Origin of the sequence: Bradyrhizobium sp. in8p8, assembly GCF_000426845.1 — a bacterium.
GTDB classification, from domain to species: domain Bacteria; phylum Pseudomonadota; class Alphaproteobacteria; order Rhizobiales; family Xanthobacteraceae; genus Bradyrhizobium; species Bradyrhizobium japonicum_C.
In genome coordinates this window covers 19,223-39,726 of sequence record NZ_AUGD01000033.1, presented here as the reverse complement: position 1 = coordinate 39,726, position 20,504 = coordinate 19,223, and the positions used below count along the sequence as shown (strand labels likewise).

General features: G+C 62.0%; 19 protein-coding genes and 2 pseudogenes. 15 read left to right on the top strand and 6 right to left on the bottom strand.

Going from position 1 to position 20,504, the window contains the following annotated elements:
• Positions 1-242: transposase family protein (locus K408_RS41695; protein ID WP_196232449.1), on the bottom strand; the 242-nt coding region annotated here is incomplete at its 3' end.
• A gap of 285 nt (positions 243-527) precedes the next feature.
• Complete coding sequence (locus tag K408_RS0135970) at positions 528-728, bottom strand: hypothetical protein (protein WP_155248806.1); 201 nt, start codon at positions 726-728, stop codon at positions 528-530.
• Between the two features lie 186 nt (positions 729-914).
• Between K408_RS0135970 and K408_RS44050 the strand changes: the two genes are divergently transcribed.
• The gene (locus K408_RS44050) at positions 915-1,040 is read left to right on the top strand and encodes a hypothetical protein (protein WP_283805304.1); all 126 of its coding nucleotides are present in this window, start codon (positions 915-917) and stop codon (positions 1,038-1,040) included.
• A gap of 184 nt (positions 1,041-1,224) precedes the next feature.
• Here K408_RS44050 and K408_RS43060 read toward each other — a convergent pair whose 3' ends face one another.
• Positions 1,225-1,788: a sensor histidine kinase gene (locus K408_RS43060; RefSeq protein WP_051160792.1), complete on the bottom strand. Its 564-nt coding sequence runs from the start codon at positions 1,786-1,788 to the stop codon at positions 1,225-1,227.
• Positions 1,785-2,396, bottom strand: coding sequence for a GAF domain-containing protein (locus K408_RS43055; protein ID WP_051160791.1), 612 nt, complete (start codon positions 2,394-2,396; stop codon positions 1,785-1,787). Before K408_RS43055 ends, K408_RS43060 begins: the two co-directional genes overlap by 4 nt.
• Before the next feature lie 193 nt (positions 2,397-2,589).
• Here K408_RS43055 and K408_RS0135950 point away from each other — a divergent pair, with 193 nt between their 5' ends.
• The 13 genes and pseudogenes from K408_RS0135950 to K408_RS39820 form a co-directional block, all read left to right on the top strand.
• Positions 2,590-3,153 (top strand): methyl-accepting chemotaxis protein, encoded by a 564-nt coding sequence (locus K408_RS0135950; protein WP_024343368.1) that lies wholly within the window; start codon positions 2,590-2,592, stop codon positions 3,151-3,153.
• A 441-nt stretch (positions 3,154-3,594) separates the two neighbouring features.
• Positions 3,595-6,333, top strand: a complete 2,739-nt coding sequence (locus tag K408_RS0135945) for a nitrate/nitrite transporter (RefSeq protein WP_024343367.1) — start codon at positions 3,595-3,597, stop codon at positions 6,331-6,333.
• 11 nt (positions 6,334-6,344) lie between these two features.
• Entirely contained in the window at positions 6,345-10,097 is a 3,753-nt protein-coding gene (locus K408_RS0135940; RefSeq protein WP_024343366.1) for a nitrate reductase subunit alpha, read from the top strand.
• Positions 10,094-11,614 carry a nitrate reductase subunit beta gene (gene narH, locus K408_RS0135935; protein ID WP_024343365.1) on the top strand — a complete coding sequence of 507 codons (1,521 nt, stop codon included), beginning with the start codon at positions 10,094-10,096 and terminating at the stop codon, positions 11,612-11,614. Before K408_RS0135940 ends, narH begins: the two co-directional genes overlap by 4 nt.
• Entirely contained in the window at positions 11,614-12,321 is a 708-nt protein-coding gene (narJ, locus tag K408_RS0135930) for a nitrate reductase molybdenum cofactor assembly chaperone (protein WP_024343364.1), read from the top strand. Before narH ends, narJ begins: the two co-directional genes overlap by 1 nt.
• Before the next feature lie 10 nt (positions 12,322-12,331).
• Complete coding sequence (narI, locus tag K408_RS0135925; RefSeq protein ID WP_024343363.1) at positions 12,332-13,045, top strand: respiratory nitrate reductase subunit gamma; 714 nt, start codon at positions 12,332-12,334, stop codon at positions 13,043-13,045.
• 4 nt (positions 13,046-13,049) lie between these two features.
• On the top strand, positions 13,050-13,874 hold the full coding sequence (locus K408_RS0135920) for a peptidylprolyl isomerase (RefSeq protein ID WP_024343362.1): 825 nt from the start codon (positions 13,050-13,052) through the stop codon (positions 13,872-13,874).
• Positions 13,875-13,883: 9 nt separating this feature from the next.
• Positions 13,884-14,222, top strand: coding sequence for a hypothetical protein (locus K408_RS0135915; RefSeq protein WP_024343361.1), 339 nt, complete (start codon positions 13,884-13,886; stop codon positions 14,220-14,222).
• A 23-nt stretch (positions 14,223-14,245) separates the two neighbouring features.
• Positions 14,246-14,974 (top strand): carbonic anhydrase, encoded by a 729-nt coding sequence (locus K408_RS39835; RefSeq protein WP_024343360.1) that lies wholly within the window; start codon positions 14,246-14,248, stop codon positions 14,972-14,974.
• Position 14,975: 1 nt separating this feature from the next.
• Positions 14,976-15,515: a molybdopterin adenylyltransferase gene (mog, locus tag K408_RS0135905; protein WP_024343359.1), complete on the top strand. Its 540-nt coding sequence runs from the start codon at positions 14,976-14,978 to the stop codon at positions 15,513-15,515.
• A gap of 25 nt (positions 15,516-15,540) precedes the next feature.
• Positions 15,541-16,074 carry a DUF2478 domain-containing protein gene (locus K408_RS39830; protein WP_230646878.1) on the top strand — a complete coding sequence of 178 codons (534 nt, stop codon included), beginning with the start codon at positions 15,541-15,543 and terminating at the stop codon, positions 16,072-16,074.
• A 38-nt stretch (positions 16,075-16,112) separates the two neighbouring features.
• Positions 16,113-17,378, top strand: coding sequence for a molybdopterin molybdotransferase MoeA (locus K408_RS39825; protein ID WP_024343357.1), 1,266 nt, complete (start codon positions 16,113-16,115; stop codon positions 17,376-17,378).
• A gap of 589 nt (positions 17,379-17,967) precedes the next feature.
• A pseudogene (locus K408_RS39820) lies at positions 17,968-18,264 on the top strand (c-type cytochrome); the annotation flags it as partial.
• Positions 18,265-18,306: 42 nt separating this feature from the next.
• Here the strand turns inward: K408_RS39820 and K408_RS44515 are convergent.
• Positions 18,307-18,489, bottom strand: a pseudogene (locus K408_RS44515) (LysE family transporter); the annotation flags it as partial.
• Between the two features lie 190 nt (positions 18,490-18,679).
• Positions 18,680-19,228, bottom strand: a complete 549-nt coding sequence (locus K408_RS0135875) for a TetR/AcrR family transcriptional regulator (RefSeq protein WP_162250082.1) — start codon at positions 19,226-19,228, stop codon at positions 18,680-18,682.
• Between the two features lie 166 nt (positions 19,229-19,394).
• Here K408_RS0135875 and K408_RS39815 point away from each other — a divergent pair, with 166 nt between their 5' ends.
• Positions 19,395-20,258: a hotdog family protein gene (locus K408_RS39815; protein ID WP_155248805.1), complete on the top strand. Its 864-nt coding sequence runs from the start codon at positions 19,395-19,397 to the stop codon at positions 20,256-20,258.
• The last annotated feature ends 246 nt before the right edge of the window (positions 20,259-20,504 follow it).

The window sequence follows — 20,504 nt, the reverse complement described above, 5'->3', positions numbered from 1 at the left end:
ACCTCGCATGTGAAGCGCCGCGTGAGCAATCGGAGGCGCACCTTTCTGCCCGCTGATGGCAAATCGGCCACGTGCCGGATGTAACGGCTATGGATTCGGCGCGATGCTGTCGTGCACAAAGGGCACTGGGCCTCGGCAGCCTCTGACCGAACAGCCAGAATAACCGAATCCTCTGAATCACTTACGCCATCAAACACCAAACCACTCGGTACGAGCGATGAAATTCGAAAGCCTGTCCGCATGGCGCCGATTCTCCGTTGAAGAACCACAGTCGCCCGGCAAACTTCATCAGAAATGAGTCAGACCCAATATTGCAAGCCGAATGACACGGGACAGCCAAGTTCTGAGTGATCGGAATTTGCCCAACGTCTCGCTCATCGGCCAAGGAACTCGCACACACGTCCAAGTTGCACGCCGTCGTTCCGCCCGGGGAGGGGCACGAACAGTCCACTCAGTCTGATGTTGCCAATGCACGATTTCTGCAGTCGCCTCGTGGCTTCGTCGCCGATCGACGCAGCGGCGCGTGATCACGCAAGGGACGTCAGCCGCTGCGCGCCGCTGCCTTGCTTGCCGCGTACTTCCTCGATCCGTTCCGTCTCATGCTCCCGCCGCTCATGGTATCCGATTTCTCTGAGACGGGCAAAGCTGTCTTCGCAGGCGAGGGCGTAGATCACCTCCACGGTATCGCGGCCGTCGTCGCGGTGGAGGACCAGGGCGTCGACCGGCACGCAGCGGTCCGACGCCAACGCGGTGATGGTACTCGATGCGGCGGACGCCGGGATCAAGGGTCGCCTGGATCTTGAAATCGCGCCGGACCGCGTTCCTCACGGGAATCGCCCTCATGGAATGCGGACAGGATGAAAGCGGCGAAGAAGAGCGCGAAGGCGTCCGTCAGACGCGACGGAAGAAAAGCGTTGCTGACGTACATGAAGCCGGAGATCATCGAGGCGCTCAAGGAGGCGGCCGCGATGCAGGATTTGAAGGCCTGGCAGTTCGTGGAGAGGGCGGTGGCGAAGGCTCTGAAATCGAAGCGCACTTGAGCCCGGCCCGACCCCCTCCGTACCGAGTGCCGCTCCGCTCAGGGCGACAACGAGAAGCAACGAGATCGCACATGATGCGATGATGCGCCGATGTGCGCTTTCCGGATTTCGCTCATGAACTCTCCGAAATTCAGGCGAAGGAGTCGCCGTCGACCAGAAGGGGTTCCTCGCGCACCGAGCGCTGTCAGCCTTGCAGCGCGGCCGACGGCAATGCGATCCGGACGCGCAATCCATCCGACCGCCAGTCGCGTTTGATCGAGCCCCCGATCCGCTCGATCGTAATCTCTACAAGCTTCGTGCCGAAGCCGGCGGCAGACGGCTCGGCCACGTCGAGCGCGCCCTTCTCTGTCCAGTTGATCACGATCCTGTCGGCGTCGACCGACCATGCAACCATCACGCCGCCGCCATCGCGGCTCAGCGCGCCGTACTTCGACGCGTTGGTCGCCAGTTCGTGGAAGACGAGGGCGAGGTGGTTGGTCGCCTGTTCTCCGATCGCGAGCGGGGGTCCTTCCACGACGGAGCTCGATCTCTCGAAGGGGCGCAGGATCCGCGCCACGAGATCGGAGAAGCTCGCGACCGCGGAGACGTCGGTGCCGAAGGACCGGCGGATCAGCCCGTTCGCCTGCGATAGCGCATGCAGGCGGCCCGAGAGCGTCTCGGCGAGTTCCTCTTTCGTCGCCGAATTGCGCGCCGTCATCCGCACCATGCTGCCGGCCACGCTGAAGAGGTTCTTGATGCGGTGGCTCATCTCCCGATCAGAGTTTCCTGCTGCTGCATGGCCAAGTTGAGCCGCTGTTCGCCTTGGATCATCCGCAGTGCCACGCCTGCGAAGGCGGCCAGTTCGGTCATGATGCGCGCATGCTCCTTGTTGAAGTGGCCAAGATCGGTGGTCACCAGCCACAAGGTGCCGATTGCAGAGGCGCCCTTCACCTTCAGAGGCACGAGCAAGACCTCGGGGACCGCGATGCCCGCGTCGCGGATCCAGTCGTAGGCGCGCTCGGGTCGTTCCATGAGGATCGGTTCGACCAAATCCAGGCAGACGCCGCAAGGACTGAAATCCCGCGGGGTGGTGGCACCCCCGAATGTCGCGAGTTCGCCGGTCAGGGCGCGCCAGCGGAATTGGCCATTCATTGGCTCGAGGATGCTAATGCCGGCCGAGTGCGCATCGCAGATCTCCATGCCGAGCTTGACCAGGCGCTGGAGAACTTCATCCGGATGGTCGCACATGACATCTGCGAGGTCCTGGATCGCCAGCTTCTCGCGCACGAAATCGGGGGCCGCCGCCTGGCGGCCGGCGAGTTGGTCGGTGATGAACACCGTCGCGATCGGTTCTGGAAACTGGGTCTGCGACCGCATGGCCAAGGACTTGACTGGTGCCTGATACCCCCATCTTGCCACCGCCCTTCCGCCTCTACCAGCATGAACCACTGGCTTCGCCGCATCTTCGGTCGCGGCGTCAGCTTGAAGGGCCCGCGCGCGGACTGGGACCGGGACGTCCGTCGGACTGCCCGTGGGAAAGCCCTCAAGCTGCGGGACGTTCTCCGCGGCGATGGCCTTCCGCAGCAGCACTTCGCGCTGGACAGGCGAGCGGCACCGACCAGTCGATGGTCAAGCTCGCGACGGCGGCGGACAAGGTCGGCAGCATCGTCACACTATTACGGCCATCGCCGAACAGACGAACCTTCTTGCGCTCAACGCGATGATCGTGGCGGCGCGGGCCGGGGAGGAGGCCGGACGAGGTCTCGCGGTGGTCGTCTCCGAGGTCAAGGAATTGGCCGCACAGACGGCCAACGCCACCAGCCAGATCTCCGGCCACGTCGGAGAGATCCAATCGACGGCATCGGCGGTGGTCGTGGCGATCAAGGTGATCATGTCCACGATCGACAGCATGTCGGAGATCACGGGTGCGATCGCGGCCGCCGCGGAGGAGCAGAGAAACGCCAAGCGCGAGATTTCGCGCAACGTGCAGCAAGCTGCTGTGGGCGATTCCCACGTTTCGCCGGCATCGCTGAAGTTGAGAAGTGGCCACCGAACCCGGTGCGGCTTCGACCCAGGTGTTCACCTCCGCGAAATCTCTTTCGGCGGACGGACAACGTCTCAAGCAGGAGGTTGATACCTTCCTGACGATGGTTCGTGTCGCATGATTTTGCCTCTGCCGAATTCCGACAAGAGAATTGATCTGCAATTAATCGCGGCACTTTACGGTAATCCTCGCGACCCGCGTCGGGATACGGGAGTTGGCGGCAATTTATCCGGATACACCGATGACCAACAATTTTCTCAGAGGCCGCGTCCCTTCCGGCGAAAGCCGACCACGGCAGCGCGATCACCTGATGCGCGGAGAAGCACTGCAACGCCTTGTCGGGCATCATATCAACTCATAATCCAGTCGTTTCGAGCCGCTCGCATTGACATGGATCAAGCGGCTGTTCGCGGGGAGTTCACGCGGTCGCTGGCGATAAAAGTCGCCTCATCGCACTTCAATTGACGCAGCGCAAACTTCAAATCTGCGCTTCGGGCGATACATGCCCTTCGAACTGGCGAGGGGACCATCATGGATGCAACAACGACTGCGCATCGGGGCCGGGCGCTCTGGCTTTCAACCATTGCCTTCACAATATGCTTTGCCGTGTGGACGATCTTCTCGATCATCGGCATCCGCATCAAGCAGGAGCTGGGCCTGAATGGCACCCAGTTCGGCCTCCTGGTCGGCACACCCATTCTCAGCGGATCGTTGATCCGGCTTTTGCTCGGTATCTGGACCGATCAATATGGCGGCCGGCGGGTCTACACCATCGTCATGCTGGCCGCGGCGCTCGCAACATATCTGCTGACTTGGGCGCATACCTATCCTGAATTCCTGGTAGCGGCCTTCTTTGTCGGCATAGCTGGCGGATCGTTTGCGGTCGGCGTCGCCTATGTTTCGCGGTTTTATCCTGCTGGACGGCAGGGCACCGCGCTTGGCATCTTCGGCGCCGGCAATGTCGGCGCGGCCGTGACAAAATTCATCGCGCCGTTCGTGCTGGTAGCCTACGGCTGGCAGACCGTGGCGCAGGTCTGGGCGCTCGTCATCGGCCTGATGGGCATTGCATTCTGGCTCTTCTCCGAAGAAGATCCCGTCGTCCAAGCGCGGCACAAGAACAACGAGAAGCCAAAGAGCGCATGGCTGGAGCTTGAGCCGCTCAAGAACATCCAGGTATGGCGTTTCGCGCTCTATTACTTCTTCGTGTTCGGCGCCTTTGTCGCATTGGCGCTGTGGCTGCCGCAGTATCTCATCAAGGTTTATGGCGTCCACATCAAGACCGCCGGCATGGTGGCTGCGATGTTCTCGCTGCCGGCCAGCGTGTTCCGCGCCTATGGCGGCCATCTTTCCGATCGTTACGGCGCACGGCGCGTCATGTACTGGACTTTCCTGGTCAGCATCGTCGCTACCTTCGTGCTGTCCTATCCTCCGACCGACTATCTGGTGAAGACGGTCAACGGTACCGTCGCCTTCCATCTGGAAATGGGGCTAGTGCCATTCACGGTGATCGTCTTCGTGCTTGGCTTCTTCATGGCGCTGGGCAAGGCCGCGGTCTACAAGCACATCCCGGTCTATTATCCCAGGAATGTCGGCGCGGTCGGTGGACTGGTCGGCATGATCGGGGGCCTCGGCGGTTTCGTGCTGCCGATCGTATTCGGCGCGCTGGTCGACCTGACGGGTCTGTGGACCAGTTGCTTCATGCTGCTGTTCCTGCTCGTCGCAGGTTCTCTGGCCTGGATGCATATGGCAATCCGGCAGATGGAGCGCGGCATCGCCGGCGAAGAGCTCAAGAAACTTCCCGAACTTCCCGAAATGGAAACGATTCACAAGCCCGAGCATGTCGGTGCGCTGTCCGGCGCTGTCTTGACCGACTGGCGTCCGGAAGACAGGACATTCTGGGAGGGGGGCGGGCGCGCAATCGCGCGCCGCAATCTCTGGATTTCAATCCCGGCGCTGTTGCTGTCGTTCGCGGTGTGGCAGGTCTGGTCCGTGGTGGTCGCGAAGCTGCCTTCGGTCGGCTTCAAGTTCACCACGGCCGAACTGTTCTGGCTGGCGGCGCTGCCGGGCATTTCCGGCGCGGTGCTGCGGATCTTCTACTCCTTCATGGTGCCGATCTTCGGCGGCCGGCTCTGGACGACGCTCGCGACATGGTCACTGCTGATCCCGGCGGTCGGAATCGGCTATGCCGTGCAGAATCCGTCGACGCCTTATCCGGTGTTCCTCGCTCTGGCGCTGCTGTGCGGTTTCGGCGGCGGTAACTTCGCCTCGTCGATGGCCAACATCTCCTTCTTCTTCCCGCGGGCAGAGAAGGGAAATGCCCTCGCGCTGAACGCCGGCCTCGGCAATCTGGGCGTCTCCACCGTGCAGTTCGTGGTACCAATCATCATCACCGTCGGCGTGTTCGGCTGGTTCGGCGGCGATCCTACGACGGTTAGCAGCGGAACACAGACGTCCTCGCTGTGGCTGCAGAACGCCGGCTTCATCTGGGTGCCGTTCATCGTCGCCAGCGCGTTCGCAGCCTGGTTTGGCATGAACGACATCTCTTCCGCCAAGGCCTCGTTCGCTGATCAGGCCGTGATTTTCCAGCGCAAGCACAACTGGATCATGTGCTGGCTCTATACCGGCACCTTCGGTTCGTTCATCGGCTACTCCGCCGGGTTCCCGCTGCTCGCCAAGACTCAATTCCCCGCAGTTGACGCGCTGCCGTTGGTCTTCCTCGGGCCTCTCATCGGTGCGCTCTCGCGCTCGGCGACGGGCTGGATCTCCGATAAATGGGGTGGGGCGCGGGTCACCTTCTGGGTGTTCATCCTGATGATGCTCGGCGTGCTCGGCATCCTCTACTTCATCGGCATCAAGGACCAGCCGGGGGCATTCTGGGGCTTCTTCGCGATGTTCCTCATCCTGTTCTTCGCAACAGGCGTTGGCAATGCCTCGACCTTCCAAATGATCCCGAACATCATGCGGAAGGAAATAGACCGGCTGATGCCTACCGCTGATGCCTCGACCCGCCAGCGCCAGGCCGAAAAGGAATCGGCGGCCATCACGGGCTTCACGTCGGCAATCGCAGCCTTCGGCGCCTTCTTCATCCCGAAGTCCTACGGGACCTCGATCGATCTCACTGGTGGTGTTGAGGGCGCGCTGTGGGGGTTCTTCATCTTCTACGTGATCTGCGTCGCTGTCACCTGGAGTGTCTATTCGCGCAAAGGCGGAATGCTCCATGATGTCGAGCGCGGGCCCCGCATTTCAACCGTTACCCAAGCTGCCGAATAAGGAAGCTCACGATGAGTCATTTTCTCGACAGGTTGTCGTTCTTCACGCGAGCCAAGGCCGAGTTCGCCGACGGGCATGGCGTGATGACCACCGAGGACCGATCCTGGGAGGACGGTTACCGTAAGCGTTGGCAGCACGACAAGATCGTCCGCTCAACCCATGGCGTGAACTGCACGGGGTCCTGCTCGTGGAAGGTCTACGTCAAGGGCGGCATCGTGACGTGGGAGACGCAGCAGACCGACTATCCGCGCACGCGGCCGGATTTGCCCAATCACGAACCGCGCGGTTGCGCCCGCGGCGCGAGCTATAGCTGGTATCTCTACTCGGGCAACCGGGTGAAATACCCGCTGGTGCGTTCGCGGTTGCTGAAACTGTGGCGCGAAGCGCGCGTGCTCATGACGCCGGTGACGGCATGGAAGTCGATCGTCGAGGATCCGAAGAAGCGCACGGCCTATGTGCAGAAGCGCGGCCTCGGCGGCTTCGTCCGCGCGAGCTGGGCCGAGGTCAACGAACTCGTGGCAGCGGCGAATGCCTATACGGCCAAGACTTACGGCCCGGACCGCGTGTTCGGCTTTTCCCCGATCCCGGCAATGTCGATGGTGAGCTACGCCGCCGGCGCGCGCTATCTGTCGCTGCTCGGCGGCGTCTGCATGTCGTTCTACGACTGGTATTGCGACCTGCCGCCGGCCTCGCCGCAGACCTGGGGCGAGCAGACCGACGTCCCCGAAAGCGCCGACTGGTACAATTCCGGTTTCCTGATCCTGTGGGGCTCGAACGTTCCGCAAACCCGCACCCCCGATGCGCACTTCTATACCGAGGTCCGCTACAAGGGCGCCAAGAGCGTCGTGATCAGCCCGGACTATTCCGAAGCCTCGAAATTCGCCGATCTCTGGGTCTCGCCGAAGCCGGGCACCGATGCGGCGCTGGCGATGGCGATGGGCCACGTCATTCTCAAGGAATTCCACGTCGAGCGTCAGGCCAAGTATTTCAACGACTACGCGCGCCAGTACACCGACATGCCGATGCTGGTGCGGCTGGTGAAGCAGGGCGACCACTTCGTGCCCGAGCGTTTCCTTCGCGCATCCGACTTCGTGAACGGGATGGACGAGACCAACAATCCGGAATGGAAGACAGTCGCCTACGACGAAACCTCCGGCGAGATCGTTGTGCCCAAGGGCTCGGTCGGCTTCCGCTGGGGCGAGAAGGGAAAATGGAGCCTGGAAGAGAAGACGTCCGGCAACCGGGACACCCGGCTGCGGCTGTCGCTGAACGACATCAAGGACGGCATGTCGCCGGTCGGATTCCCGTATTTCGGCAACCGCGAGCACGACCATTTTGCCGGCACCGATCATCCCGACGTGCTCAAGCGCAACGTGCCGACCAAGACGTTGCAACTGGCCGAGGGGGAAACCGTCGTCGCCTCGGTGTTCGATCTCTTCCTCGCCAATTACGGCGTCGATCGCGGCTTGGGCGGCGAGAACATCGGCAAGAGCTACGACGACCTGCAGCCCTACACGCCGGCCTGGGCGGAAAAGATCAGCGGCGTGCCGCGCGATCACATCGTCACGGTGGCGCGTGAGTTCGCGCTCAACGCCGAAAAGACGGGCGGTCGCTCGATGGTCATCCTCGGCGCCGGCCTGAACCACTGGTACCACATGGACATGAACTACCGCGGCATCATCAACATGCTGGTGATGTGCGGCTGCATCGGGCAGTCCGGCGGCGGCTGGTCGCATTATGTCGGCCAGGAAAAGCTGCGGCCGCAGTCCGGCTGGACACCGCTGGCGTTTGGCCTGGATTGGGGGCGCCCGCCGCGGCAGATGAATTCGACGTCGGCTTTCTACGCGCACACCGACCAGTGGCGTTACGAGACGCTGGACGTTAAGGAGATCCTGTCGCCGACGGCGCCGGTGGGCCCGTGGGATGGCGCCATGATCGACTACAACGTGCGCGCCGAACGGATGGGCTGGTTGCCGTCGGCACCGCAACTGGAAACCAATCCGCTCGAAGTATCGAAGCAGGCTGCGGCCGCCGGGATGGAGGCGAAGGATTATGTCGCCAAGGCGCTGAAGTCGGGTGAGTTGAGCCTGTCTTGCGACGATCCGGACAATCCCCGGAACTGGCCGCGTAATCTCTTTGTCTGGCGCTCCAATCTGCTTGGCGCGTCCGGCAAGGGCCACGAATACTTCCTCAAGCACCTGCTGGGCACCAAGCACGGCGTGATGGGCAAGGACCTCGGCGAGCATGGCTTGAAGAAGCCGGTCGATGTGAGGTGGCATGAGGAGGCGCCGGAAGGAAAGCTCGACCTGCTGGTCACGCTCGACTTCCGGATGTCTACCACCTGCATGTATTCGGACATCGTCCTGCCGACGGCGACCTGGTATGAGAAGAACGATCTCAATACCTCGGACATGCATCCCTTCATCCACCCGCTGTCGGCGGCGGTCGATCCGGTCTGGGAAACGCGCAGCGACTGGGACATCTACAAGGGTATCGCGGAGGCGTTCTCGCGCGTGGCGCCGGAAGTGCTCGGCGTCGAGAAAGACGTCGTGCTGACCCCGATCATGCACGACACGGCCGGCGAGATCGCTCAGCCGCTCGACGTCAAGGACTGGAAGAAAGGCGAGATCGATCCGATCCCCGGCAAGACCATGCCGGCCGTAACCGTGGTCGAGCGCGACTACCCGAACCTCTACAAGCGCTTCACGTCGCTTGGGCCGCTGATGAACAAGCTCGGCAATAGCGGCAAGGGCATGAGCTGGAATACCGACCATGAGGTCGATCTGCTCAAGAAGCTCAACGGCGTCGTGATCGAGGAGGGTGCGAGCAAGGGACTTGCCCGCATCGACAGCGCGATCGACGCCTGCGAGGTCATCCTCAGCCTTGCACCGGAAACCAACGGCGAGGTCGCGGTGAAAGCATGGGCATCGCTCGAGACCTTTACTGGACGGGAACACACTCATCTGGCGGTTCCGAAAGAGGATGAGAAAATTCGCTACCGCGACGTGGTCGCGCAGCCGCGCAAGATCATTTCCTCGCCGATCTGGTCCGGCCTTGAATCGGAAAAGGTCTGCTACAACGCCGGCTATACCAACGTCCATGAACTGATCCCGTGGCGGACGCTCACCGGCCGGCAGCAGCTCTACCAGGATCACCTGTGGATGCGTGCCTTCGGCGAGGGGTTCTGCGTCTACCGGCCGCCGATTGATACCAAGACCATCAAGCCGGTGATCGACCGCAAGCCGAACGGCAATGCGTCCGTGGTGCTAAACTTCATCACGCCGCACCAGAAATGGGGCATCCACTCGACCTACACCGACAATCTGCTGATGCTGACGCTGTCGCGCGGTGGTCCGATCGTCTGGATCAGCGAGATCGACGCCAAAGCCGCCGGGATCGTCGATAACGACTGGATCGAGGCTTACAACACCAACGGCGCGCTGGTGGCGCGCGCCGTGGTCTCCCAGCGCGTCAAGCAGGGCATGTGCATGATGTACCATGCCCAGGAGAAGATCGTGAACGTACCGGGCTCGGAGCAGACCGGCCAGCGCGGCGGCATTCACAACTCGGTCACCCGCGTTGTCACCAAGCCGACGCACATGATCGGCGGCTACGCCCAGCAGTCCTACGGCTTCAACTATTACGGCACGGTTGGCGCCAACCGTGACGAGTTCGTCATCGTCCGGAAGATGGTGAAAGTCGACTGGCTCGACACGCCGACATCAGATCAGCCCGGACCCCCCCGTTTGGAGGCCGCAGAATGAAGATCCGCGCTCAAATCGCCATGGTGTTGAACCTCGACAAGTGTATCGGGTGTCACACCTGCAGCGTCACCTGTAAGAACGTGTGGACCAGCCGCGAGGGCATGGAATACGCATGGTTCAACAACGTCGAGACCAAGCCGGGCATCGGCTATCCCAAGGACTGGGAGAACCAGGCGCGCTGGAAAGGCGGCTGGAAACGCAAGCGCAACGGCAAGATCGAGCCGCGCATCGGCGGCAAGTGGCGCGTGCTGGCGAACATCTTCGCCAACCCGGACCTGCCCGAAATCGACGATTACTACGAGCCGTTCACCTTCGACTACGCGCATCTGCAGCAGGCCAAGGAAATGCCGGCGATGCCGACCGCGCGGCCCCGCTCGCTGGTGTCTGGCGAGCGGATCGAGAAGATAGAATGGGGTCCGAACTGGGAAGAGATCCTCGGCGGCGAGTTCGCCAAGCGCTCGCAGGACTATAATTTCGAGGGCGTGCAGAAGGACATCTACGGCCAGTTCGAAAACACCTTCATGATGTACCTGCCGCGGCTGTGCGAGCACTGCCTCAACCCGGCCTGTGTCGCGGCCTGTCCGTCCGGCGCGATCTACAAGCGCGAGGAGGATGGCATCGTCCTGATCGACCAGGACAAGTGCCGCGGCTGGCGCATGTGCGTCTCCGGCTGCCCTTACAAGAAGATCTATTACAACTGGTCCTCGGGCAAATCCGAGAAATGCATCTTCTGCTATCCGCGCATCGAGGCCGGCCAACCGACGGTATGTTCGGAAACCTGCGTCGGTCGCATCCGCTATCTCGGCGTCGTGCTTTATGACGCCGATCGCATCGCGGAAGCTGCCAGCAACCCCGACGAGCGCGACCTCTATCAGGCGCAGCTCGACGTCTTCCTCGATCCCAACGATCCCAAGGTCATCGCGGAAGCGGAGCGGCAGGGCATCCCGCATGCATGGCTGGAATCCGCCAAGGCCTCGCCGATCTGGAAGATGGCGATGGAGTGGAAGGTGGCGTTCCCGCTGCATCCGGAATACCGCACGCTGCCGATGGTCTGGTACGTGCCGCCGCTGTCGCCGATCACCTCGGCCGCCTCCGCCGGCAAGATCGGGCTCGATGGCGGAATGCCCGATGTAAAGTCGTTGCGCATCCCCATGAAATATCTCGCCAATCTGCTCACCGCGGGCGATGAGAAGCCGGTGACGCTGGCGCTGGAGCGAATGATGGCGATGCGTTCCTATATGCGCACCAAGACCATCGACGGTGTCGTCGACGAAGTGGTCGCCCGGCGGGTCGGGCTCACGCCGGCACAGATCGACGAAATGTACCAGATCATGTCGATCGCCAATTACGAGGACCGCTTCGTGATTCCGACCGCGCACCGCGAGCTCGGCGCCGATGCCTACGACATGCGTGGATCCTGCGGCTTCACCTTCGGCAATGGCTGCTCTGGTGGCGAAAGCGAAACCAATTTATTCGGCTCGCCGCGCAAGGCCAAGAACCCGATGGAGATCGCGTGATGAAGACGTTCAAGGTCCTGTCGGCATTGTTGAGCTATCCGGCCCAGGAGTTGATCGACGCGGCGCCGGAGTTCCCGGCGATCCTCGACGCCGAGAAGGTGGTGCCCGCGACCTGTCGCGGTGCGCTCGATCTCTTGATCGAGGAAATTTCGGTCGGCGAGGTTTACGATCTGCAGGAGCGCTACGGCCTGCTGTTCGATCGCAGCAAGACGCTGGCACTGCATCTGTTCGAGCACATCCATGGCGAAAGCCGCGATCGCGGTCAGGCCATGGTCGACCTCAAGGCGATGTACGAGAAGGCCGACCTGTTCATTGCCGCCAACGAACTGCCCGACTACGTGCCGCTGTTCCTCGAATTCCTCTCGACCCAGCCATTCGCGGAGGCCCGTGACCTGTTGGGGCAGGCCGCCCATATTTTTGCGGCCCTCGGCGAGCGGCTCGGGCGGCGGCAATCGAACTACAAGTCGGTGTTCGATGTGCTGGTCGCGATCTCGGCCGAAACTTTGTCGCGCGAGATTGTCGACGAACTGCTGAAGGACATTGATACCGATCCGATGGATCTCGTGGCGCTCGATGCCGCCTGGGAAGAAGAGGAGGTGCGGTTCGGTTCGGGCAGCCAGGGGCAGGGCGCCTGCGGCCACGAAGGCCTGATCGCAAAACTTCGCCATGCCAGACGCGCGGTCGATCCCGCGCCACGTGCGCAGTGAGGAGGAAGCCATGCAAACGCTCAATTCAATCGTCTTCGGCTGGTATCCCTATCTGTGCCTGACCGTATTCCTGTTTGGCAGCCTGGTGCGGTTCGACCGCGAGCAGTATACGTGGCGTACCGGGTCCAGCCAGTTGCTGCGGCGGCGGCAACTGACATGGGGCTCCAATCTGTTCCACGTCGGCATTCTCTTTATTTTCCTCGGCCATTTCGTCGGCCTGCTGACCCCGATCTGGGTGTTCGACATGCTCGGCGTTTCGCACGGCTTCAAGCAGATGCTGGCGATCGTCGCGGGCGGCATTGCGGGCCTGATGTGCCTGGTCGGAATTGCGCTGCTGACGCACCGCCGCCTGTTCGATCCGCGCATTCGCGCCAACTCCTCGTTCGGCGACACCGCGATCCTGCTGCTGCTGTTCGCGCAGCTGCTGCTGGGGCTTGCGACCATTCCGGTGTCGATGGGCCATCTGGACGGCCATGAGATGGTGAAATTCATGGCCTGGGCGCAGGGCATCCTGACGCTCCAGCCCGGCGCGGCAGCTAACGTTCTGGACGTGCATCCGATTTTCAGGGCCCACCTCGTGCTCGGCATGACGCTGTTCCTCGTCTTTCCGTTCACCCGACTGGTCCATATCTGGAGCGCGCCGGTGTGGTACCTTGGCCGGCGCGGCTATCAGGTGGTGCGAAGCCGCGATGGTTCGCTGCGACCGATTCAACCGGCGGAGTAGATCAGTGGATTGCTCAGTGACGAATGCGCTGCCGAAGCCCAAGACGATCAGCGTCAACGGCAAGGTCATTCCGCGCGAGGTGATTGCCCGTGAGGTGCAGAACCATCCGGCCGAGAAGCCGATCATGGCATGGCAGGCTGCGGCCCAGGCACTGGTCGTGCGTGAACTCCTGCTGCAGGAATCGGCGCGGCTCGGCATTAAAGCAGAGCCGCTCCGCGATGCCGAGGGGCGTTCCGAGACCGACGAGGAAGCGGCCATGCGCGCGTTGATCGAGCGAGAGGTGGCAACCCCTGAGCCGGACGACGCGGCCTGCCTCAGGTTTTACGAGCAGAACCGACAGCGCTTCCGTTCGGGAGACCTGTATGAGGCGGCGCACATCCTGATTGCGGCGCATCCCGACAACGTCGTGGCCCGCAGTGCGGGTCGCCGGACTGCCGAGAACATTCTGGCTGCGGTGAGCGCAGATCCGGCGCTGTTTGCCGAATTCGCGCGCAGCCATTCGGCTTGCAAGACCTCGGCGCAGGAAGGGGGACGGCTCGGTCAGCTGACGCGCGGCCAGACGGTTGCCGAGTTCGAGGCCGCCTTGGAGCGGATGCGCCCCGGTGAATTGGCCATTGCGGAGACCCGCTACGGCTTTCATGTCATCCGTCTCGATCAGCATGCGCCGGGGCAGGTGCTTCCATTCGAACTGGCGCGCGACCGTATCGCGGACTACCTCACGACCAGCGTTCAGCATCGCGCGCTGGCGCAGTATGTCTCGGTGCTGGCCGGCCGGGCCGAGATAACGGGAATTGCGCTCGCTGCGGCGGCGTCGCCGCTGCTGCAATAGGGGCCGAAGATGCAACTGGGCGACATCATCCGCAGTTTCAGTGAAGACGCCGCCGCCGGCGAGGTGCTGCTCGCCTGCAACGATATCGTGCTGTTCGCGCGCGTCGGCGATGCGGCCAGCCGGTATGAAGAGACCGTAGGCGAATACGCCTCCGGCGCCGTCAGGCGCTTCGCCAATCTCGCCGGCAGCGAGGACTGGCTGGGGTTGATGAACGTCGTCGAGCGTACCGACGATCCCGGAACGGGGTGTCTCGTCTACATGGTTAACTGGTCGCTGAAGAAAGATGAGGCGCCTGAGGCGCCCGCGCATGCCGGCTGCACTTGCGGCGGTGGTGGAGATTGTTCGTGATCGGCGCCGGATCGTGACATCAGATGATCGACGAGCTGTTTGACCGCAATGTGGCCTGGGCGACGGGCAGGACCCGCAGAGACCCCGATTACCTTCGCCGTCTCGCCGAGCAGCAGGCGCCGCGATATCTCTGGCTGGGCTGTTCCGACAGCCGCGTTCCCGCCAACGACATCGTCGGTCTCGATCCGGGCGAGGTGTTCGTCCACCGCAATGTCGGCAATGTCGTTCACACCGGCGACATGAATTTGCTGTCGGTGCTGGAATTTGCGGTCGAAACGCTGCAGGTCAAGCACGTCATCGTGTGCGGCCACTACGGCTGCGGCGGCATACGCAGGGCATTCGAACCGCCGGGTGGCGGCGGTCTGGTCGATCACTGGCTGGCGCCGGTGCGGGAGATGTGCCGGCGCTGCGCGCCGGAGCTGGCGCGCCTACCCAGCGATGCAGCCAGAATGGACCGCGCCTGCGAGCTGAACGTCGAGCTTCAGCTGCGGCGCATCGCGGCCACGCCGATATTGCGCGGGGCCTGGCTGCGTCAGCAGTCCGTGTCGGTCCACGGCTGGATCTATGGCTTGGGCGACGGGCTGCTGCGGGATCTCGGCCTGAAGCTGTCGTCGCTCGATGAAGCGGAGAGCCTCGATCGCGAAGGCGAATACGCAAACCGTCGCGAGCCGATCACGATGGTTCGTCGCCACGCCGAGGAAGCTTTCGGCGGGCTGTCGATGCTTGAACCGCAGTTTCTGGAGGAGGGTTGAGGTGCCGGACGATCTTTTGCCGCGGATTGGTGTGCTGACGATATCCGACCGCGCCAGCCGCGGCGAATATGAGGATATCAGCGGCAAGGCTATCCATGATTTTCTCGGCCGGGTGGTGGCCTCGAACTGGACCGCGGTCGTCAGGCTCGTGCCTGACGGCACCGACAGCGTGGCGCAGGCGCTGATCGAAATGGTCGAGGGCGACGGTTGCGACCTCATCCTGACGACCGGCGGCACCGGTCCGGCGCCGCGGGACCTCACGCCCGAAGCAACACGCATGGTCGTCACTCGCGAGCTGGAGGGATTTGGCGAGCTAATGCGCCGGGTCAGCCTCGAACAGGTTCCGACCGCCATTCTCTCACGACAGACTGCCGGAACGCGCGGAAAGTGCCTGATCGTCAATCTGCCGGGACGCCCCTCGGCCATCGATATCTGTCTGAGCGCCGTCTTCCCGGCGATTCCCTACTGCCTCGATCTGATCGGGGCGCGACGAATGGAGGTAAATCCAGATGCATGCGCAGCATTCCGTCCCGCCGCATAGCACAGCCGTGCATCGGCAACCCGCTTTGGTCGCGATCGTCTACGCCAACGAGGTCTATCCCCAAGCAACATTCGAACGAATCGTCCAGGATTGCCGGCATCGTGGGCTCAAGATCGCCGGCGTGCTGCAACATCCGGTCTGCTCGGACGCCGCCGGCCACTGCAATGTGGCGCTGGAAGAACTCACGACGGGACTACGGACGGATTTATTCGAGGACCGCGGCCCCGGCGCGTCGGGATGTCGACTCGACGAGGCGGCGCTCGCGGAAGTGAACGGCCAGGTGGCGCGTTCGCTCGATCTCGCCCCTGAGATTCTGATCCTCAACAAGTTCGGCAAGGTGGAGGCCGAAGGGCGTGGGCTGCTCGACCTGGTGGCGATGGCAGTCGACCGCGACATTCCCGTGGTAATCGGGATCCCGACGCGGAATCTCGACTCCTGGCGCGAATTTACCGGGGGCATGTCGGTCGAGTTCTCCAGCGATCCCCTGGAGATCGCGGACTGGCTCAATAGAGCATTTCCTGTTGCGATGGCGCAAAGTCCCGAGCCGGCGGCCTGCTAGACAGGGATTGCAACTTCGAACGATCTTGCGGAGGCGAAATGGCAGCATTGCTGCAGCCGGAAATCGACGTGTGCCTTACGCCTGCAACGGACCTTGTCTCGGTGGAACGGGCGGTTGCCATCGGCTTGTCCGAGGCGCGGCCTATCGCCGAGACCGAACTGGTTGATCTTTCAGCCGTCGCGGGGCGGATTCTCGCACAGCCCATCAAGGCCGACGAGCCGCTGCCGCGGTTCGATTACAGTGCGATGGACGGTTATGCCGTCGATACGGACAGCCTAGGCATTGAATTTCCTGCCCGGCTGAAGGTCGCCGGCAGCATCGCCGCGCGCCGCACCGTCGACGAGCCGGTGTTGCAGGCCGGCTGCGCCTTTCGCATCCTGACGGGTGCGCCGATTCCAGCCGGCGCCAATGCCATCATTGCCCACGAAGAGGTGCATGCGGAGGGCGACTGGATAGCTCTCTCCCGCGCGCCACGAAGCGGCGAAAATATTCGAAGGCGCGGCGAGGACGTCAGGTCGGGCGAAAGCCTGATCGAGACCGGCACCGAGATGGGAGCGCTGCAGGCCGGCGTGGCAGCGGCCTGCGGCTATCCTGGCGTTCGTGTATTCCGCAGGCTTCGCGTGGCAATATTCACGACCGGTTCGGAGCTTCGACAGCCGGGGGAGAGCATCCAGCCGGGCGAGATCTACGATGCCAACCGCTTTATCCTGCTCGGCCTGCTTGCAAAGCCCTGGATCGAGATGGCAGACCTCGGATGCGTCGCCGATAGCCCATCGAAGTTGCGCAGTACCTTCCAGTCGGCTGCGGCCCGCGCCGACGTGATTATCAGTGCCGGGGGCATATCTGTGGGAGACGAAGACCATGTGGTGGATTCGTTCGAGCGTTGCGGTGGCAGACTGTGGGTCCGCAAGGTCGCGATCAAACCCGGCAAGCCCGTGGTCCTCGGCAGAATGGCTAACTCGACCTATGTCGGCCTCCCCGGGAATCCGGGGGCGCTCTTCACGGCATTTGAAGTCATCGTCGATAAGGTGCTCCGTGCTTGTGCAGGGATCAAGCGCGCCGGTGATGGCGAGCGAACCGCGATTGCCAATTTTACCTGGAGCGGACGACCGGGCCGCACAACCTATCTGCCAGCCATTCTCTCGGGGATCGAGAACGGCTTGCCGTTTATCGAGCTGTTGCCGGATTCCAATTCCGGCAAGCTGCATCAGCTCAGCCTCGCCGCCGGATTCGTCGTTGTCTCGCCAGAAGTGAAATCCATCGAACGCGGAGCAAAGATATGCTGGTTGCCATTTGCGAGATAAGGAGTGCGGCACTACCGCCGCGCTGCCCGCCAGTATAGTCGACTGCTTTACACCAAAATTGCTGATGACGTCGATTGGCAAAGGATGGAGACGGAGGCGGTGCTTCGTGGGACATCCGAACTGCATCGATGCTGGGAGGTCTCGACGCTTGTCAACTTTGTGCTGGAAATGAAAGTCGAGCTTGCCATCCCACGGTCGAAGCGGGATCTGTGGCTATCCGCCGTTGAGGCGTGACGCGACTTGCGCGGGGCGCAGTTGGGTGATGCCCTGTACCGTTTCGGGCAACGTGAAGCTCTTCTTTGAGGAGAACGGCTACGGTTATCCGATCATGAATTCGAATTAGCCTCTAGTGCCTGGATTCTCAAATTCGAAAGTTAGCACCCAACTATCGCTGCATCGCCTACAATGCTCGCCGATATCCGCGCTAGCGGCGTTCCCAACGAAATTGGCTTCATATGCACCGAGGTCAAACGGGTACAAACGCGTGCAGTTTAGTCTAAATTGGAGTGCACGCGTTCGCGCTTCATCTATTTGCGAGAATTAGGTAAGCTGTGGAAACGTCGAAGCTATCTGTTTTCCTTGGCGCCCATTCAAGAAATGCGTGAGCTGCCACGATGTCGGTCCGATGGCGAAGAACAAAGTTGGCCCCGCGTTCAACGGCCTAGACGGCCGCAAGTCGGGCTCGGTCGCGGGCTGCAGCTATTCGGATGCGAACAAGAACTCGGGCATCACTTGGGATGAGTCCAACTTCCTCGACTACATCAAGGAACCCAAGGCCAGGGTACCCAACACCAAGATGGCGTTCGCCGGCATCAAGAACGAGCGGAAGCCAAGAATCACTGCGCCTACCTTGAGCAAAAACGACTCCGACGGCAAGACCAAGTAGTAGCTGTCGTTCCAATCTGTCCGCGCGGCGCGCATCCCGGTCAGCCGAGGATGCCGTTGCGCGGACGTGCCCAAGCCAAATTAAACAGGCGGCCCATGCGTACTTGATCGCTTGGAATAGCGATTCCATCGTTGCCGCGACAGCCGAAAAGCCGATGACCGCCAGGATCAGAAAGATCACGTCGCCGCAGACAACTCCTGTTGTGACCGCAAGGCCAGCCTTGATCCATTAAACAAGTGTTCTCGAGACGACGACAGCGACGCCTGATCCCGACAATTGCAAGCAGAAACATCGCGCCACTAACTTACTTCTATCATAAGCGATCTACGCACTATCTGGCGACAATCTGTGCGGATCAGAGTGCTCTCTCGCGGCCATGCTGGCCGCGGACATAGCTGCGCGCGGGTTTTTCCGTCTAAGGTTCCCGTAAGGCGTCCCAGGCGGCTTGCGCCAGCACTTCGCGAGCTTCCTTCAGCGACGGCGTCCGCGATGCCAGCCAGCGCTTCACATAGTGGCGAGCCGGCCCCTCGATAATCGCCATGATGTAGTCCGGGGCGATATCGCGCAGTTTGCGCGCCCTAATCTTCTGAAGAAACCATGCCGCCACTTCCGGCATGAATTCCGCATTCTTCCGTTCGATCTCGGCAGCATAGCGCGTCTTTTCGAGATAGTCGCGCGCTTCGATCAGGAAGGAGACCGCTGCCGGGTCGGCTTCCGCACAGTCGAAATAGGCCCGCACCAGAGCCTTGGCGCCGTCGGCGGTGGTTTCGGCCCGGCGAAGGCGCTCCCGAGCTTTGGCGAAGAACATGTCCATCGCTTCGAGATAGAGCTCGGCCGCAAGCCCGTCCTTGCCTTGGAAGTGCTGATAGAGGCTCGCGACGCTGGCGCCACTGCGGCTAAGGATATCGTCGACGGTCGCGCCTCCGACGCCCGATGCCGCGAAACAGGCGCGTCCCGCATCCATCAGGTCGTGTCGGCGCTGGCCGTGGGCCGCTCGCGGGCGCGACGATTTGCTCTTCTTGACTATCATATAGAATGGTATTATATAATAATATTATATATCTGCATGGGTGCCTCTCAATGCTCACTATGGCCGAGAAATCCACTGGAAACCAGACGAGATGGCGGTCATGAACCCCGCCACCATTGAACAGCATCGGCGGCCGCCGTCCGCACTCGCCTTCATGACGCGGGCTTTACTGCGATTTCCCCGCCTTCCGGTACGACCGAAATTCCCGCTCCTTGTCGAGCGCTGGACCGGGGTTCGCATAGGAGGAAGCCACGAGGCAAGCTTTCATCAGGCGACCGGCCGAGATGCCCGGTGTGTGCTTTACCCGCACGTGCTCGGCTTCCGTTTGCAGATGGCCTTGCTGACGCATCCGGCATTTCCCTTGCCGATTTGGAACGCGTTACAAACACGCAACCGCCTCGTCAGGCACACCCCGCTTGATCACGGCTCCGAATACGATTTCGAAACCGGCATCGGCGGGCATCGCGAGGTCGAAAAGGGCATTGAGGTCGACCTCCACACCCGGTTGGTAAGTGGCGACCGCTGCGACTGGGAAAGTACGATCACATATTTCTATAGGGGACGTTTCGGCCCGGCAGAGGTCAACTGTCCGCAACCTGCGTTGCCCGACCTCTCGGCAGCCGTCGAGGTTGCAAAGTTTCAAACGCCCGGATCCGGTCGCTGGGCATTCGGCGGATTGACGGGCGACTACAATGGCATCCACCTGTGGCGCTGCTATGCGCGCCGGTTCGGTTTCCCGACAGCCTTCATGCATCCGCAGCGCGCGGCAGGCCTCTGTCTTGATCGTCTCGGGCAACTCGGCGGCGAACCGGGAACGCTCATCTTATGGATCAAAGGTCCGGTCTTCTATGACGCCGATGCCATTCTCATCGCCCTTCGCAAGCCGGATGCCCTGGATTTCGGACTATCGCTTGCAGGTGATGCCCGCCACGCCCTCATGGGGTCGTGGTCAATCGCAGCATGACTGTCCTGTCGGGCACGGGATAAGCTGGCTGGCAAGCTGTAGCTGTGCGTCTTAGTTAGGATGCGACAGGGACGTTCATCTGGGTTCCGTCGTCGGTCCGCGCCGACGGGCTTGGCGGCAAGAAAGTGGCACTCGAGCTGCCAATCAAGTCCAAGAAGGATCGATTATGCTCCCTCGCCTTCCCCATTGACGCGTCCTCCAGGAGAGTCGTTCGAGCAACCGGTCGCGCAACACCAGAAGGTGATA